The 16,226-nt window shown below is 65.4% G+C and carries 16 protein-coding genes; 7 read left to right on the top strand and 9 right to left on the bottom strand.

Going from position 1 to position 16,226, the window contains the following annotated elements; genetic code table 11:
• The first annotated feature begins 68 nt into the window (after positions 1 to 68).
• The 4 genes from ACHIRB_RS27540 (at position 69) to ACHIRB_RS27525 (ending at position 4,300) form a co-directional block, all read left to right on the top strand.
• Positions 69 to 1,196, top strand: a complete 1,128-nt coding sequence (locus ACHIRB_RS27540; protein ID WP_395125071.1) for a citrate synthase 2 — start codon at positions 69 to 71, stop codon at positions 1,194 to 1,196.
• A 45-nt stretch (positions 1,197 to 1,241) separates the two neighbouring features.
• Positions 1,242 to 2,366, top strand: a complete 1,125-nt coding sequence (gene serC / locus ACHIRB_RS27535) for a phosphoserine transaminase (RefSeq protein ID WP_395125072.1) — start codon at positions 1,242 to 1,244, stop codon at positions 2,364 to 2,366.
• Positions 2,367 to 2,601: 235 nt separating this feature from the next.
• Positions 2,602 to 3,420 (top strand): septation protein SepH, encoded by an 819-nt coding sequence (gene sepH, locus ACHIRB_RS27530; protein ID WP_395125073.1) that lies wholly within the window; start codon positions 2,602 to 2,604, stop codon positions 3,418 to 3,420.
• Positions 3,421 to 3,559: 139 nt separating this feature from the next.
• Positions 3,560 to 4,300 carry a DUF6928 family protein gene (locus tag ACHIRB_RS27525; protein ID WP_395127806.1) on the top strand — a complete coding sequence of 247 codons (741 nt, stop codon included), beginning with the start codon at positions 3,560 to 3,562 and terminating at the stop codon, positions 4,298 to 4,300.
• Between the two features lie 36 nt (positions 4,301 to 4,336).
• Here ACHIRB_RS27525 and ACHIRB_RS27520 read toward each other — a convergent pair whose 3' ends face one another.
• The 5 genes from ACHIRB_RS27520 to ACHIRB_RS27500 form a co-directional block, all read right to left on the bottom strand.
• Positions 4,337 to 4,639, bottom strand: coding sequence for a DUF2537 domain-containing protein (locus tag ACHIRB_RS27520; protein WP_395114823.1), 303 nt, complete (start codon positions 4,637 to 4,639; stop codon positions 4,337 to 4,339).
• On the bottom strand, positions 4,636 to 5,442 hold the full coding sequence (locus ACHIRB_RS27515) for a TrmH family RNA methyltransferase (protein WP_395125075.1): 807 nt from the start codon (positions 5,440 to 5,442) through the stop codon (positions 4,636 to 4,638). The genes ACHIRB_RS27520 and ACHIRB_RS27515 overlap by 4 nt, the downstream gene beginning before the upstream one ends.
• A gap of 64 nt (positions 5,443 to 5,506) precedes the next feature.
• On the bottom strand, positions 5,507 to 6,829 hold the full coding sequence (locus ACHIRB_RS27510) for a cytochrome P450 (protein WP_395125076.1): 1,323 nt from the start codon (positions 6,827 to 6,829) through the stop codon (positions 5,507 to 5,509).
• A 33-nt stretch (positions 6,830 to 6,862) separates the two neighbouring features.
• Complete coding sequence (locus ACHIRB_RS27505) at positions 6,863 to 8,137, bottom strand: MFS transporter (protein WP_395115019.1); 1,275 nt, start codon at positions 8,135 to 8,137, stop codon at positions 6,863 to 6,865.
• A 46-nt stretch (positions 8,138 to 8,183) separates the two neighbouring features.
• The gene (locus ACHIRB_RS27500; protein ID WP_199705535.1) at positions 8,184 to 8,621 is read right to left on the bottom strand and encodes an Rv0880 family HTH-type transcriptional regulator; all 438 of its coding nucleotides are present in this window, start codon (positions 8,619 to 8,621) and stop codon (positions 8,184 to 8,186) included.
• A gap of 77 nt (positions 8,622 to 8,698) precedes the next feature.
• On the opposite strand from ACHIRB_RS27500, the gene ACHIRB_RS27495 reads away from it, so the two are divergent.
• Positions 8,699 to 8,947: a DUF2530 domain-containing protein gene (locus tag ACHIRB_RS27495; protein WP_199705536.1), complete on the top strand. Its 249-nt coding sequence runs from the start codon at positions 8,699 to 8,701 to the stop codon at positions 8,945 to 8,947.
• Between the two features lie 16 nt (positions 8,948 to 8,963).
• On the opposite strand, the gene ACHIRB_RS27490 is transcribed toward ACHIRB_RS27495, so the two are convergent.
• The 4 genes from ACHIRB_RS27490 to ACHIRB_RS27475 form a co-directional block, all read right to left on the bottom strand.
• Positions 8,964 to 9,599 carry a TetR/AcrR family transcriptional regulator gene (locus ACHIRB_RS27490; RefSeq protein ID WP_199705537.1) on the bottom strand — a complete coding sequence of 212 codons (636 nt, stop codon included), beginning with the start codon at positions 9,597 to 9,599 and terminating at the stop codon, positions 8,964 to 8,966.
• A gap of 104 nt (positions 9,600 to 9,703) precedes the next feature.
• Complete coding sequence (locus ACHIRB_RS27485) at positions 9,704 to 10,243, bottom strand: phosphatase PAP2 family protein (RefSeq protein ID WP_395114817.1); 540 nt, start codon at positions 10,241 to 10,243, stop codon at positions 9,704 to 9,706.
• 1 nt (position 10,244) lies between these two features.
• Entirely contained in the window at positions 10,245 to 12,989 is a 2,745-nt protein-coding gene (locus ACHIRB_RS27480) for a sacsin N-terminal ATP-binding-like domain-containing protein (RefSeq protein ID WP_395125077.1), read from the bottom strand.
• A gap of 51 nt (positions 12,990 to 13,040) precedes the next feature.
• Entirely contained in the window at positions 13,041 to 13,856 is an 816-nt protein-coding gene (locus tag ACHIRB_RS27475) for a DUF3027 domain-containing protein (RefSeq protein ID WP_395114814.1), read from the bottom strand.
• An 83-nt stretch (positions 13,857 to 13,939) separates the two neighbouring features.
• Between ACHIRB_RS27475 and ACHIRB_RS27470 the strand changes: the two genes are divergently transcribed.
• On the top strand, positions 13,940 to 15,718 hold the full coding sequence (locus ACHIRB_RS27470) for an MFS transporter (RefSeq protein WP_395125078.1): 1,779 nt from the start codon (positions 13,940 to 13,942) through the stop codon (positions 15,716 to 15,718).
• Entirely contained in the window at positions 15,715 to 16,212 is a 498-nt protein-coding gene (locus tag ACHIRB_RS27465) for a DUF2771 domain-containing protein (protein WP_395114811.1), read from the top strand. The genes ACHIRB_RS27470 and ACHIRB_RS27465 overlap by 4 nt, the downstream gene beginning before the upstream one ends.
• Positions 16,213 to 16,226: the final 14 nt, after the last annotated feature.

Raw genomic sequence — 16,226 nt, 5'->3', positions numbered from 1 at the left:
CGCACCGGTCGACGCGGGACGAGCGTGCACTCGGATCGGGATGCACGGACAAGAGAGAGATCACGATCATGGCATCGACTCCGGTTGTACCCGACGATTTCGTACCTGGACTCGAAGGCGTTCTTGCCTTCACAACCGATATCGCCGAACCAGACAAGGACGGCGGCGCGTTGCGTTATCGCGGCGTCGATATCGAAGAACTGGTCAGCAAGGGCGTGACGTTCGGTGACGTGTGGTCGTTGCTGGTCGACGGCAAGTTCGGCCGTGGCCTGCCGCCCGCCGAGCCGTTCCCACTTCCGGTCCACACCGGCGACGTTCGCGTCGACGTCCAGGCCGGTCTCGCCATGCTCGCGCCGATCTGGGGCTACCAGCCGGTGCTCGACATCGACGACGACACGGCACGCGATCAGCTCGCCCGTGCCTCGGTGATGGCCCTGTCCTATGTCGCGCAGTCCGCGCGCGGTATCTACCAGCCTGCGGTGCCGCAGCACGTGATCGACGAATGTCCAACGGTCACAGCCCGATTCATGACGCGCTGGAAGGGCGATCCGGATCCGCGCCACACCGAGGCGATCGACGCCTACTGGGTGTCGGCCGCCGAGCACGGTATGAACGCCTCGACGTTCACCGCACGGGTGATCGCGTCGACGGGCGCCGATGTCGCCGCTGCGATGTCCGGCGCGATCGGTGCCATGTCCGGACCGCTGCACGGTGGCGCACCGGCGCGGGTGCTACCGATGATCGAAGAGGTCGAAAAGTCCGGCGACGCCCGCGCCCTTGTCAAGGGCATCCTCGATCGCAAAGAGAAGCTGATGGGCTTCGGCCACCGCGTCTACCGCGCCGAGGATCCGCGCGCGAGAGTGCTTCGTGCGACGGCGAAGCGACTCGGCGCACCGAACTCCGAAGTCGCAGCAGCGCTCGAACAGGCAGCCCTCACGGAGCTGCGCGAACGCCGCCCCGATCGTGCGATCGAGACCAACGTCGAATTCTGGGCCGCCGTTATCCTCGACTTCGCCGAGGTGCCTGCCCACATGATGCCCGCGATGTTCACCTGCGGCCGTACCGCAGGCTGGTGCGCGCACATCCTCGAGCAGAAGCGTCTCGGCAAGCTCGTTCGCCCCGCAGCGCTCTACACCGGTCCTGCTCCACGCACACCGGAGAGTGTCGAAGGCTGGGACCTCGTCGCGAACGGCTAGACACCGCGTCAGGTCTCGTGTGGTCCACCGACTAATCTGACCCACATGACATCTGCTCTCCCGACCATTCCCGCCGACCTCAAACCTGCCGACGGCCGCTTCGGCTGTGGACCGTCGAAGGTCCGTCCGGAGCAGTTGCAGTCTCTGGTCGATGTCGGCGCGTCGGTATTCGGCACGAGTCACCGGCAGAAGCCGGTCAAGGACGTCGTCGCGCGCGTTCGTTCGGGCCTCCGAGATCTGTTCGCACTACCCGACGGTTACGAGGTGGTACTCGGCAACGGCGGAACGACGGCGTTCTGGGACGCCGCTGCATTCGGTCTGATCCGGGAGCGGTCGCTGCACCTGACCAACGGCGAGTTCAGCTCCAAGTTCGCATCGGTCGCGAAGGCCAACCCGTTCATCGGCGACCCGATCGTCGTGAAGGCCGAGCCGGGCAGCGCGCCCGAACCGGTGTCGGACCCGTCTGTCGACCTCATCGGCTGGGCGCACAACGAGACCTCGACGGGTGTGTCGATCCCCGTTGTACGTCCCGCCGGTTCCGAGAACGCCCTGATCGCCATCGACGCGACCTCGGGCGCGGGTGGCCTGCCGGTGGATCTCAACGACGCGGACGTGTACTACTTCGCCCCGCAGAAGTGCTTCGCCGCCGACGGCGGACTGTGGGTCGCACTGATGAGCCCTGCGGCGCTCGCCCGCGTCGAGGAGATCAAGACCTCCGGCCGCTGGACCCCCGACTTCCTTTCGCTGCCTATCGCAATCGACAACAGCACGAAGGATCAGACGTACAACACGCCTGCGCTGGCAACCCTGCTGCTATTCGCCAACCAGATCGAATGGCTCAACGGCAACGGCGGCTTGGACTGGGCGGTGCAGCGAACCGCGGATTCGTCCTCGCGGCTGTACTCCTGGGCCGAGGCAAGTGAGTTCGCGACGCCGTTCGTCACCGATCCGGCACACCGCTCACAGGTCGTCGGAACGATCGACTTCGACGCATCGGTGGACGCTGCAGCGGTGGCAAAGGTGTTGCGCGCCAACGGCATCGTCGACACCGAGCCCTACCGCAAGTTGGGCCGCAACCAGCTTCGGGTCGGCATGTTCCCTGCGATCGATCCCGACGATGTGAGCGCGCTCACCGCATGCATCGACTGGGTTGTCGGACAAGCCAACTGAATCCAGCGGGGGTCCGAACACCCAGGTCGCGACCCCAATTGTCAACGTACGCTGGAACTTTGCCAGGTGGGACGCCGTCGCGTCGGGTCCGGAGAACGCGGAACAAGGCAGCGTAACTCGAACCCGCTGTCAGGTATAGCTACTCCCCCAGCGTGTCCTGCCCTGCGCAAGATCACAGGTGCATTACTGTCGGCGTACGGGCAGATTCGCGAGTCGGCGCGATCAGGAGGTCGGAGTGCGAGAACTCGAAGTGATCGGACTGCAGCCCGACGGCAAGCACCTCGTGTGCGCCGACCGGGAGACCGGTGAAAAATTTCGTATGCCCCTGAACGACAAACTTCGCGCCGCGGCTCGTGGCGACATCGCTCGATTCGGACAGATAGAGATCGAGATGGAAAGCACGCTACGTCCACGCGACATCCAGGCACGGATTCGCGCAGGCGCATCGGTCGAACAGGTCGCGGCACAGTCCGGAATGGCCGTGCATCGGGTCGAGCGTTACGCCTACCCGGTTCTGCTCGAGCGTTCCCGCGCCGCAGACCTCGCACAGCTGGGGCACCCCGTCCGCGAAAACGGTCCTGCCGTGCTCACTCTCGCCGAAGTTGTCGGCCTGGCATTTCGAGCACGCGGGCACAGCATCGACGAAGCCGAATGGGACGCCTGGAAAGACGACGACGGCCACTGGATCGCCGAACTCCGGTGGCAGGCAGGCCGCACCTCGAATGCCGCGCACTGGCGCTTCCAGCGCGACGCACACGGCGGCACGGTGACAGCGCTGGACGACACCGCGGCCGATCTCGTCGATCCCGACTTCGGCCGCCCACTGCGTGGACTGTCGCCCGTCACCCGGGTCGCGGAGGCCACGCACGAGCCCGATCCGCAGCACACTCTCGACGACTACTACGAATCGACACCGCGGACTCCCGAACCGCTCGACGAGCCCGACGAACCCAAACAGGCACCGACGCATCCGAACCCGAAGGACAAGCGCGGCAAGCCTGCGATGCCGTCCTGGGAGGACGTCCTGCTCGGCATCCGCAGCTCGGGGCACTGAACCGGACTTCTTCGATCCCTGCCACCGGGGTACGAAAGATCAACTAGCGGTAGCCAACACCGCGCGTGTCGCGCCGACGTCGTAGTCTCTGTTTCGACTGTTCGAACTCACGACGATGCGCGAAGGTGAGGTGCCGGCCGTGGGGGCCAAAGCATCGACTATTTGGTATGTGGACGCCCCTGACCCGGCCACCACGCTGCGCAATCATCGCGAGCCGGATCAACACGCAGCACACGCACTCGCCAGCCACCTGTATCCGGAATCGGTTGTGGTCCCGCTGGCTGTCGGCCCGCTCTCGACCAGCGCGGGCATCGGTGGCAACGGCGTCTACATCGGGTGTTATCCCGGTCTGACCGTCGTCTGCGGTCCGCAGCTCGAGATCGCCCATCCTGCCAAGATCTCACCGTCGTGGATTCGTCCGCTGGCCTCCGAGTACACCTACCTGGTGTCGATCGACCCGGTTCGGGAGTGGGGTGCGTTCGCGACGTGGGAGCGAGGGGAACTTCGACGTTCGTTCAGCGCAACCAAGACGAACATCCTCGAGGACCACGGTCTCCCGTTGGTCTGGGAGCGGCCGTTCTGGGCGGGCGAACACCCGATGGAGCACACGCCAGGCGTGATACCCGATCCGCAGTCGCTGCCGTTCGATCCACAGGATTTCGCCGACGCCGCGAACGAACGCGCCCTCGGCTTTCGCTACCGCGGCACGCCGCAGCAGGGTGCCCTCGACCCGGCGGGGATCGTCGTGTGCGGGTTCGCGCTCTACGGCGAGGGCGAAGAGATCCCGCGGGCGCCCGTGGCAGCCATGTCGCAACCGGTCGAGGCCGTGCCCGCCGAAGCCGGGTTCTTCAAGAAGTGGCGGCGCAAGCAGCGGCGATAGCGGCGGGTGTCAGTGCTCCCAGCGCCGGCGAGTGCGTCACACCGCTGAGATGAGTAGGCCGAGCCACCCCACAACGACGCCGATCCCGATCCCGAGCGCGACCCAGCGGACGACGGGGATGGCGCGCCAGCCCCAGACGGTCGGAGCGGTACCGCCGACGGCGACGAGGTTGATGACAACGGCGAGCGCAGGATGCACATTCGCGAGCGCTATGCCGAACCCGTACAGCGCGCACGTTGTCAGGATCGCCGCAAATGCTGTCACGAGCAGACCTGCCTGCCACGGCGTCGGTTCAGCCTGCGTGCTCGGTTCGGGCGTGCTCGGTTCGGACGTGCTCACGGTGTCATTCTGACGCGTTCGTAGAACGCCATCGCGGCGGCCGTCGCGACATTGAGCGAATCGGTGCCTGGCGCCATCGGGATCCGGGCACGAACGTCGCTGCTGCGCATGGTGTGTTCGACGAGTCCGGGTCCCTCTGCGCCGAGCAACAGAGCGACCTGCTCCCCCGTCATAGCCGCTGCCAACGAAACAGCATTCGGGTCCGGCGTGAGCGCTATGACCTGGAAGCCGTGCTCCCGCAATATGTTCAGACCACGCGGCCAATCCGGCACGCGTGCGAACGGCACTCGCAGGACGTGGCCCATCGATACGCGGACAGCTCGCCGGTAGAGCGGATCGGCACAGCTGTCGCCGAACAGGACGGCGTCGGCCCCGAGGCCTGCAGCGTTGCGGAAGATCGCGCCGATGTTCTCGTGGTCGTTGACGCCCTCCAACACCGCGACGGTCCGCGCGCCGGCGAGAACGTCGTGCAGGTCCAACGGTGCGGGTCGGCTCGCGGCGGCGAGGACTCCGCGATTGAGATGAAACCCGACGACCTCCGCCATCACGTCAGCGGTGGTTCGATAAAACGGCGCGTCCGTGGCCTCCAGGTCGGTTGCCAGTTCCGCCCGGCGCCGTTCGACTCCCAGGAACGACACCGGTTCGAATCTCGAAGCAAGCATGCGCTGCGCGACCAGCACGCCTTCGGCGATGACGAGGCCCTTGCCGTCGGGCAGGTCGGGTCGGCGGTCGGAGGAGTTGAGGTCGCGAAAGTCGTCCAGCCTCGGGTCTGCGGGATCGTCGATGTCGACTACTTTTGCCACCGGACCACTGTAGGGCGCTCCGCGCCTCGTGAGTCTTTTCGGTGGGCGGGCCCGCCGAAAAGACTCACGAGCGGCGGAGCCGCCTGAGGACGATTTCGCGACTCGGCAGAACGGCGATACCCCTCGGGACCGAGCGGGGTTGGCCTTTTCTCCGTTCGGCCGCGGACATGTCCAACTCGGCACCTCTCACGATCGTTGCCAGCACCACCGCGAGTTCGAAGTTCGCGAAGGCCGCACCCACGCAACGTCGGTGACCACCACCGAACGGCGTGAACTCGAACGGCGTCGGTTTGCGGAGCAGAAACCGATCCGGATCGAACGTGTCGGGTTCAGGAAAAACCTTGGGGTCGAAGTGCAACGCGGGCACGGCGACACCGACCACGTCGCCTTCCGACCGCTGGACCCCACGAATTGTCAACGGCCCGTTCAGACGTCGCAACACGATCGACACCGTCGGATGCATCCGCAACGTTTCCTGACAGATTGCGTTGAGGTACGGCAATTTTGCAACGTCAGCAGGCGAGTGGTCCGCTGCCAACTCCGCGACGAGTCGCTCGCGAACTCCGTCGTCGTGATGGATGTGATACATCGCCCACGCCAAAGACGTTGCGGTAGTTTCGTGTCCGGCTACGAGCAGGGTCCGTAGTTCCTGACGCAGATCCTCATCGCTCAGGGACGTGCCGTCCTCGTAGGTCGCGGACAGCAACAGGCTCAGCACGTCGTCGTACCCGTCCACCCCCGTCCTGCGCCGCTCGGCGATCTGTTCGGACAGCAGCGCGTCGAATTGCGCACGCAGCCTGACGAATCGCGCCCACGGCCCGAGACCCACGACCTCGCGCCGCAGCGCTGGGACGAACATCAGCGGCGCGATGTAGGACTGCATCAGCGCTGTGATCACCCGCTCGTACTCGTCGCGTCGGGCCCGGTCGGAAACCCCGAAGACCGTCCGAATGATGATATGCAGCGTGATCGACTGCGCCGCTGCCCGAACCGCGATGTCGGCGCCGGGCCGCCAGCTCTCGATCTCCTCTGCCGCGGCGTGAGCCATCACGTCCGCGTACGCGCGCATCCGCTCACCGTGGAACGACGGCATCAGCAGCGTCCGTTCACGGCGATGCCGCTCGCCCGACAACAAGATCAGCGAACCGTCGCCGACAAGCGGCGCAATGGGATTCGGCGTCGGTGGGGAGAACAACGTGGCCGGTGCACCGAAAATCTCGCGTACCCCCGCAGCAGTCGACGCGAACAACACCTCACCGAGACCCGGTAGTCCGACGGCGAACGTCTCGCCCTCGTTCGCGCGACGGCGAAAGTAGCGTTCGGGGTCGTAGCCCATCGCCAGTGCATGCGCTGCACCGAACCGCGGGCTCGTCACAGACCTCGTCATAGGAGTCGTCGTCACCTTCTCTCGTGAACATCGCTAGTCGATACGATTCACGGATCCTTCCAGTTCAGCGCGCCCTGTGCCTGCCGCCTCCCCGCGCGACTTCTCGACCGGGTCGTCACTGTGTTTCAGCAGCAAGTACGCACCACCTGCCAACCCCGCTGCGAGCGAGATCACACCGCCGACGAGCAGCGGCGCCCGTGGGCTCGTCACATCCGCAAGCCAGCCGAGCACCGGACTGCCCAGCGGAGTGCCGCCGAGGAAGCAGAGCATGTAGATGCCCATCACGCGGCCGCGCATATCGGAGGCAACCGACATCTGCAGAATATTCATCGCCGACGTCGTGAAGGTCAGAACAACGGCACCGGTCGGCACAAGGGCAACGGCGACGAGCGCGAACGTTGGCATAGCTCCGACGGCAATCTCCAAAGCGCCGAACGCCGTTGCCGCGACGAGGAAGATCTTGATCCGCACAGGTCGCGTCCGACGCGCGGCAAGGGTCGCACCGGCGAGGGTGCCGACGGCCAGTGCTGTCGACAGAAATCCGTAGGCATCGGCGCCGAGCCCGAAGGTGTTGCGCGCCAACACGGCCAGGCTGATCGGGAAGTTCATACCGAAGGTCGACACCATGAACACGGTCAGGAGTAGAACCCGCAGATCGGTTCTCCCCCAGACGTAGCTGAACCCTTCGCGAATCTGGCCACGCGCTTTGGTTGCATGCTCGACGGAGGTCAGCTTGCTCTGATCCATCAGCACCAGCGCAGCGATCACACAACCGAACGACACCACGTTGATCGCGAAAACCAATCCGGTTCCGACGAGTGTGATGAGGACACCCGATATGGCCGGACCGACGATGCGAGCAAGGTTGAACGTCATCGAATTCAACGCGATCGCGTTCGAAAGAAGTTCTCGGCCAACCAGTTCGATGGTGAACGACTGCCGAGCCGGTGCGTCGATCGCCGACGCGCAACCCGCGGCGAAAGCAAGCACGTACACATGCCACAGCTCGACGACGCCACCGAGATCGAGCGCGGCAAGCACCGCAGCAAAGACCGCCATCGATACCTGTGTTGCGATCAGGATCTTGCGTTTGTCGTACCGATCGGCGAGCACGCCACCCCACACCGACAGCACGAGCGTCGGACCGAACTGCAACGCCATCACGATGCCGACGGCGAGTGCGTTGCCACCGGACAGGGTCAGAACAAGCCAGTCCTGCGCGACCCGCTGCATCCAGGTCCCGACGAGGGACACGATCTGACCCGACGCCCACAGCCGGTAGTTCCTGGCTTTGAGCGACCTGAACATCGAAACGTTAGCAACGGACACGTCTTCTATCGTGCCTCGTTCGGCGCTACTCCGACTTTTTGACGATGTCGGTGATGATCGCGACTGCGTCCGCGAGCGTTTTGAGCTGCTCGGGAGCCAGCGTCGACAGCTTCTCCGTCATCCACGCTTCGCGTGCGCTTGCTTCGTCGGCAATCAACGCGCTACCCGAGTCCGACAGCGAGACGATGATCTGCCTACCGTCGGTCGGATGCGGGCGCCGTTCGACGAGTCCGATGTCGGACAACGACGCGATGACCCTCGTCATCGACGGCGGCTGCACGCGTTCCATACCGGCAAGCGCGCCCGGCGTCATCGCGCCTTCGCGACTGAGCGTTGCCAACGCAGAAAGCTGGGTCAGCGATACCTGCGAATCCGCTCGACGACCTCGCAGATGCCGCGTGAGACGCACAACGGCCAGGGAGAGGTCGCTGGCCAGCGTCCGCAGATCGGGGGAGGTTGTCACAGTGGCAAACAATACGGGAACGCCGCAGGCCAGCGGACACGATTGCGCCGCTGGGCAGTCCGGGTACGGTAGTCGACGTGACGGACGCACCGCAGGTACCGCAACTCCCCGCGCGCCTCACCGACCCACGGCCTGTGCTGACAACCGGAACCGTACTGTTCGCGATCGCGACGCTGATCGTGTGGGCGAGCGGCGACCGGTTCGACGAGGCACTGCCGACGTGCATCGCGGGACTCGCGGTCGGCGCTCTCGGTACGACGATCTTCTGGATTCAGCGACGCGCGGCGCGGCGCGGCTCCAAGGGTGCCCAGTCCGGCCTTACCTAAGCTGACCTGCAGCGATCTACGATAGGACCGTGGCCTGCGACGAGATCATGTCCGCGATTCGGTCCAACTGCAGCGTCGCTGTTTCGCTGTCTTCGTCGACGAGCCAGCGCAGGACCAAACCGTCGATCATCGCGAGCATCAGCCGGCTCAGCACCCCGACCGGCACCGACCAGGTCGTTCCGGTCAACGTGGTCGCCTTTTCCAAAAGGTCGACGAGGGTTGCATCGTTGAAGGCGTACTGATTGCGCGCGATCCCGAGCCGTTCCGGCGTCGACTCGCCTTCACGCAGCGCATACGTCGTGATTTCGTAGGTCAGCAACTGCCGGTCGCGGGTCCGTTCGACGTCGAACCACATCGCGCTCAACGCAACTCGAAGAAGGTCACGCAGAGCGTCGACGCCCTGCTCGGTCCATTCGAGCATCTGCTGATCTTCGTCGACCGCGTCGCGCAGATCGGTCGTGAGGCACTTGACGACCTCGGTCATCAACGCGTCTTTGTTCTCGAAGCAGTAGTGCACGACGCCGAGCGACACACCGGCGGCCTGTGCGACGTCACGGGTGGTCACCGCAGCGACGCCCTTGCGTTCGGCGAGGCCGATCGCGGCCTCGATCAAGTGAGCTCTGCGCTGCTCGACGGATAGTCTTGTCGACACGCGTGAAGTTAAGTCGCACATCGCTGAGCAGTCAATTCGCTCTCGTTACCAGCATGTCGCTCCCGGCGTGTCGCCTCTCGATCCCGACAATCGCAACCATTCGGCTATCGCCGGGAAGCGCGCGCAACAATGGCCTCGTACGGACGCACCCTGATCCACAGCAGCGCCCACAGCACACCTAAGATCCAGCCGGCGAGTACATCGGTCAGCCAGTGCGCACCGAGATAAACCCTCGACAGACCATCGAGGAAGGTACCGAGCGCACACAACGAGACGAGTAGGCGGCTCGGCCGACCGCGCAACCGCACGATCACCGCGGCGGCTGTGCACGTGAGGATCGCGGACAACATCGCATGACCCGACGGGAACGAATGTGTCGATTCGACGACGAGCCGGTCCGGAAAAGGCGGTCGATCCCGTCCGATCGCAAGTTTGGCAAGCGACATCACCAGCCAACCGGACAGCATCGAGCCGAAGATCAGCGTCGCTTCGCGCTGATGCTTGCGAGTGAGCAGGTAGATGGTGGCGATCATCGCTACGACGAAGAGACCGACGAGGCCACCGACCGTGGTGATGGCCTCGAAAGCAGTCGTCAGCCAACCGATCCGGTGCGCGGCGATCCAGTCGAGGACGAGCCGATCCATGTCAGAGAGCTTCCTGCCGAAGGTGGACGATTCCGTCGTCGGCTACCCAGATCGGGACGTCGACGGTTGCCTCGACCGAACCTCGCAGCGTGACGCGCAACTGCTCGTGCACCTCGATCGATCCGGTCGGCAACGGTAATCCGAGTCCGATGCAGGCGAGCACCGCGGTCGGTTCGCGATCCCAGCTACTTGCACGGCCTGTGCCGACGACGACGCCACGCACCGATTCGGAGACGAGTGGAAGGTCGAGCAGCCGAGCAAGTGCCGTCGCCGTCTCGATACTTCCTGCCACGAGCGCATCCGGCGTCACCGCGACGGCAAACCATGGCTTGTCCAACACGAACGCATTCGCAGGATCGACGAGAGCACCGGTACTCACACGCACACGATCGGACAGCGCTACGGCGCCGATGTCGAGTTTTCCTGCCGCGACGACACTCGCGAGTCTGCGGTAGGTATCGGCGACGACACCGGCGGACGGCGATCGCTCGGGCGCGGCCAGCCTGTCGATCAGGGTCTGAACCAGTTCGAGATCCAGACGATCGGGTCCGGCGAGCACGGCGCGCAGCGCGTCCGCGTCGACGTGCTCGAACGGGTCGAGCAAGCCCACAAAAGTCGAGTCGTCTGGGTGCCGGAGCGCGCCAAGGGGCGCGCCGTCGACGTTCGCATGCCGCCGCAGCCACCACGCCACGTAACTGTCGGGGTCAGCGAGCAGCGGCCGCACGACGGCGTCACCGGCGAGCAGGGTCAGTGCCGTCGCCCACTTCGCGTCGTCGACCAGGTCGAGATCCCTGACAGCCGTGAATGTTTCGGGATCCTCCGCCAGGCTTGACCACCACTGCGCCTCGTCGTCCAGATCGTGATCGGGTCCGGTCGGAAGTTCGTCGCGGACGACGGTGAAACCCCAGCCGACGCCAACCGCACGCAACGCAGCGGCACCGTAGGTCGCGACTAGCTCAGCATCGACTGTTCCGAAAGGCGACTGCGCCACGAGCACCGAACGCAACGGCGCATCGGGTAGCAGCAGTTCGTCCGCCGACCGCAACTCACCGCCATCGTCGGGTAGCAACAGCAACCCGAGCCAGCTCGGCAGACGTTCAGGGTCGGCGACCCGAGCAGCCAGCGTGAGGACCGCTGCTGCCAGCTCGGTCGCCTCGTCGTCGGACACGTCGGAGTCGTCGCCGAAGTCTTCGATCCGAGCGCGGAGGGCACCATCGGACAGCAGGTCGGTCGCTCCGACGTGCGACGACCCGAGACGGCCGAGCAACTCGTGCGCTGCCTCCGGATGCACGAGGCGCGCCCAATGCACGGGAATCGTTGTCGGTGAGTCGTTTCCGGTCGATCGGAGGTCGTCGGCAGTGACCGTCGTACGGGGTCCGGTGACGAGTCGTCCGTCGGCGAGAGGTACCGGCAACGCACCGAGTTCCTCGACCGCGATCGTGTCGATCACAAACGGCTCCAGCGCCGCATACAGCCTGTGCCACCACGCGGGCGGTCTGTCGATGCCGCTCGATGCTTCGGCAACCCGAGCAAGGCCGACGCGATGAACGTCGACGGCGGCGAGCGCGCGGGCATTCGACGTACCCGACAGTTCCGGAAGTACCAGCGCGGGAATCACTTCGGCAAGCAGCTCGGCGAGCTCTGTTGTCAGATCGGGAAATACGGATGCTCGTGACGGCGCTACGACACGAGCGCTGCCATCCGCGGCGCCCTCGCCGACAACGGGCAGCCACGCGTGTGCGCGCAGCTCGCGAAATATCGCCTCCCGCAGCGCCGTGTCGAGCTCGCCCCTAGCGAAGGTCGGCACCGGGACGAGTGCGGCTCGCTGCGATATCGGCACTGCCGCAACGAAATCGGCGTATCCGGTAGCGATGTCGGCCAGGTTTGCACCCGGCAGCACACGACGCCTGTCCGGCTGCATACCGACGTCCGCGATCACGATCGCAGGCAGCGACAACTCTTCGTCGGAACGGGTCGGTGCCCGGAGCACATCGCCCGAGCTTGGGCGGATCACACCGTCGACAACGGGCGCGAGCCAGCGTGCGTGCGCGGTCCGGTACTGCCACCAGCGCTGCGGACCGACGGCAATCTCCTCGACGCCGTGCGCCAGATCGCGGGACTTCCGAACGAAATCCGTGTCTCCGATCCGAATGCTCTGTAGCGCAGTCAATTCCAACAGCAGGTCGACCGCTTCGGTGGCCATGCCGGCGAGCAACGCAGCCGCATCGACGTCGGCGCGCAGCGTCAACACAACTTCGGTGTCCGCCCCGGCGACGGGTTGCGCCGTCGTCGGCCAGACCAGGCGCAACACCGGCGGTCGCACGGCAACGTCGATACCGTCGTCCGCCAACCGCTCCTCGGTCGCAGCGAGCGAGAACTTGATCGACCCTGTCGTGGAACGTATTTCGATCTCGTCGCTCACCGACACCGTTGCCGTGAAACCGACACCGAACCTGCCGACACTGCCTCCTCCCGTGACATCGCCGGGCTTACCCGACGCTCGCAGTGCAGTCAGAGCCTGCACACCGGCGACATCCAGCGGAGCACCGGTGTTCGAGACGTGCAATTGCGAGCCGACCGACCACACCGCCAGGCGTCCGGCGACGCCTGCCTTCGCCGCAGCATCCGCAGCGTTCTGGGCAAGTTCGGTCAGGAGGCGATCACGGTAGCCGGATCGGACGAAGTCGTTCTCGGTCGCGGCATCCTCGCGCAGCCGGGTCGGCGAACTGCCCCAGGCAAGCACCAACGATTCGCGTAGAGCTCCGGTACCGAACGGGTCGGTCAGGTCGTCGATGCGTCAGTCCTGCTCGGCCGATACGGGATCCGCGCGTTCGGCGCCACGACCGGAGTCGGACACAACTTCGACGGCGGCGTCGTCGAACGCCTCGTACTGCGGCGAACCCGCGCCGGTCGGCAGTCGTGTGTCCGAATGTGCGCCGCATCCGTAGCCGACGTGCACGACGTGACCGTCTGCGGCCAACTCGTTGCCGCAGACGCCGAATGCGGCATGCAACGATCCGGCGAGCGGTAGATAGAAGCCGCACAGGCCACAGGAGGAGGGAGCAGCCTTGGCCATCTCGGACTCGGGACCGTAGTCACCTTCGTGCCACCGCTGCGCCGCATCTTCGCGCCCGTCGCGACTCATCGTCGACAGGCGACCGAAGCCGAGCTCGAGTGCGACGTCATCGACTTCGGGATCGCCGTTCGCGACGTAGCCGGGCACGAGGCGCGGATCGTCGGCAGGCGGAGCGAGCAGATCGCCAGGTGCCAGATCGCCTGGCCGAATGCGCTGGTCCCACGGCACCCAGTTCGGCGCGATGAGTGCGTCGGGTCCGGGTAGCAACGCAGATTCGCTGACGGTGGGGTGATCGAACTCGGGATCGGTAGCGACGACGACGGCCCACTGCCAACCTCGGTAGCCGGGCAGAGTCGCTTCGAAGCGATGTGTCGCAGCGGATTCGCCGTCGGCGCTGACGCCGACATAGGCCCCCACGCCGTCCTCGCCGAGGTCGCTCAGAGCACTACGCGCCAGGTCGACTGCCTGTACCAGGATCTCGTGTATCTCGGTCAGTTCCGGAGAAGAAGCAACGCTCACCACTCCATTTTGCCGCATCGATGCAATACCGTTCGCTGGTGGGCCGCTTTGGCGACTCGCCGAGGTAGTTGTTTGTCGCCTCGGTAGGACAGAATTGACGTGTGACCGACCGACGCGAGCCGAATGATCCCACCGGGGGATGGCCGAGCGCCGCTTCACAGCACCCCGGATTCGACAACTATCCACCGCGGCATGTACCGACCAGGCGCCAGCCTCTGCCACCTCTGCATCCAGTCGATCCGCCCCGCCAGCCCGACCGCGGCGGTGAGCCTGCGTACGACGACGATTCGCAGCCGCCCCCCGACCCGACACCGACCCGCGGGATGCGGCAGCCGCGCAAGCTGACGGTGACGCGCGTCGCCGCGATGCGGGGACGAGAACTCACTGGTCGCGGTTTCGCCACCTTTCAGCGCGCAGCCAAGGCCGACGGTGCCGAGAAGTCGGGTCTCACAGCGCTGACCTACGCGACGATGGCAAATTTCGCGACCGACGCCGCCATTGCGATCGCTTTGGCGAACACTCTGTTCTTCTCCGCTGCACAAGGTGAAAGCCAGCTCAAAGTCGCGCTGTACCTGGCCATTACGATCGCCCCGTTCGCAGTCATCGCACCGCTCATCGGGCCGATGCTCGACCGTCTGCAGCATGGACGCAGAGTCGCTCTCGCATCGTCGTTCGGCTTGCGTGCCGTGCTCGCCGTCGTGCTTGTCTTCAACTTCGACAGTTGGCTGCTCTACCCCGCCGCCCTCGGCATTCTTGTGCTCAGCAAATCGTTCTCGGTGTTGAAGAGTGCCGTCACTCCACGTGTCCTACCGCCCGAAATCGACCTTGTGCGGGTCAATTCCAGGCTCACGGTGTTCGGCCTACTCGGTGGCACCATCGGCGCGGGCGCACTCGCAGGTATCGCCGCAATCGTCGCCGACTCGGCAGGCGCTCTGTGGTTCGCGTTCGTACTGAGCGTCGCCGGCGCGTACCTGAGCATGCGTATTCCGGCGTGGGTCGAGGTCACCGAAGGCGAGGTCCCTGCGACGCTGACCTACCACGGCGACAGCGAGTACTCGGCGCCGATCGACGACCCCGACCGCCGCGATTCGATCAAGCCGAGCAAGCGACGGCAACCGCTCGGGCGTGCCGTGGTCACCGGGCTGTGGGGTAACAGCACGATCCGCGTTCTCACCGGATTCCTCACGCTGTTCGTCGCCTTCGTTGCCAGGTCCCGCTCGGAGCACGAGGCGCTCGTTCAGGCGGCGATGCTCGGTCTCGTCGGCGTCGCGGCCGGTCTCGGCAACTTCTCCGGCAACGCGATCGGAGCTCGACTCTCCCTCGGCCGACCCGCGTTGCTCGTCGTTCGATGCACGATTGCGGTAACCGTGATCACCATCGTCGCGGCCTTCGTGGACAGCTTGGTGGCGGCGGCAGTGGTGGCCCTTGTGGCGTCTGCGGCAAGCGCACTTGCCAAGGTCTCCCTCGACGCGGCCATCCAGGACGACCTACCGCCGGAATCGATCGCGTCCGCGTTCGGCCGTTCGGAGACCACGCTGCAGTTGAGTTGGGTGGTCGGCGGTGCGCTCGGCGTACTGCTCCCGACCAAGTTCTGGCTCGGTTTCACCGTCATCTCGGTATTGCTCGCACTGGGAACCGTGCAGACCATCGTCAGCTACACCGGTCATTCCCTGCTGCCCGGACTCGGCGGCAACAGGCCGGACCGAGCCAAGCAAGAGGTCAAGAAAGGCTTCGGCAGCCGGGTCAGCGGTCGATCGTTCAAACGTTCCGCCACCCCGTCGGCTGCCGCGGCAGGCACAGCGCGACAATCTCCGCAACCTTCGACTCGAACATCGACCCAACCCTCGACCCAACCACCGACAGGAAACGCGCACTGGTGAGGCTCCAGCCCAAGACTGTCAAAATTCTCGCGCTGCTCGGCACCGGTGTTCTTGTGGTTGCCGTGGCGTTCTTCGCCGTGCTCTTTGTCCTCGTCAAGGACTCCGATCCACGCCTGCCTGCCGTGACCGCCTACGCCTACGGCGAAGCGATCACGGTCGAACCGACCAGGTACTGCGAATTGGACCTGACCGAGTGCAGCGAGGAAGGTTCGATCGCGAAGCTGCAGGTCCCGGTCGGTTATCCGTTGCAGCTTTCGCTGCCGAAGGAACTGTCGGACGCTCCGTGGCGGCTGTACGCGACCTACGACGGCCCGAACGGTCTCGAAATCGTCGAACAGGGCTACCGCCCCGGCCAGGCGACGGCGGTATCCGTTCGATCGAAGACAACGCCGGAGGCGAAGCTACTCGGCGTGGAGATCCGCCTGCCGTCGTCTGTCGTCGACGAGAACGGTGATCCGTTCCAGCGGGCGGTGTGGTTGATCGAGACTGCGTGAGCGCGTCGGAGCGA

It is taken from the genome of Antrihabitans spumae (assembly GCF_043944905.1).
In the GTDB taxonomy this organism is placed as follows: Bacteria; Actinomycetota; Actinomycetes; order Mycobacteriales; family Mycobacteriaceae; genus Antrihabitans; species Antrihabitans spumae.
Note: the sequence above shows the minus strand (reverse complement) of the source record. Positions and strands in the feature narration are given on the sequence as shown.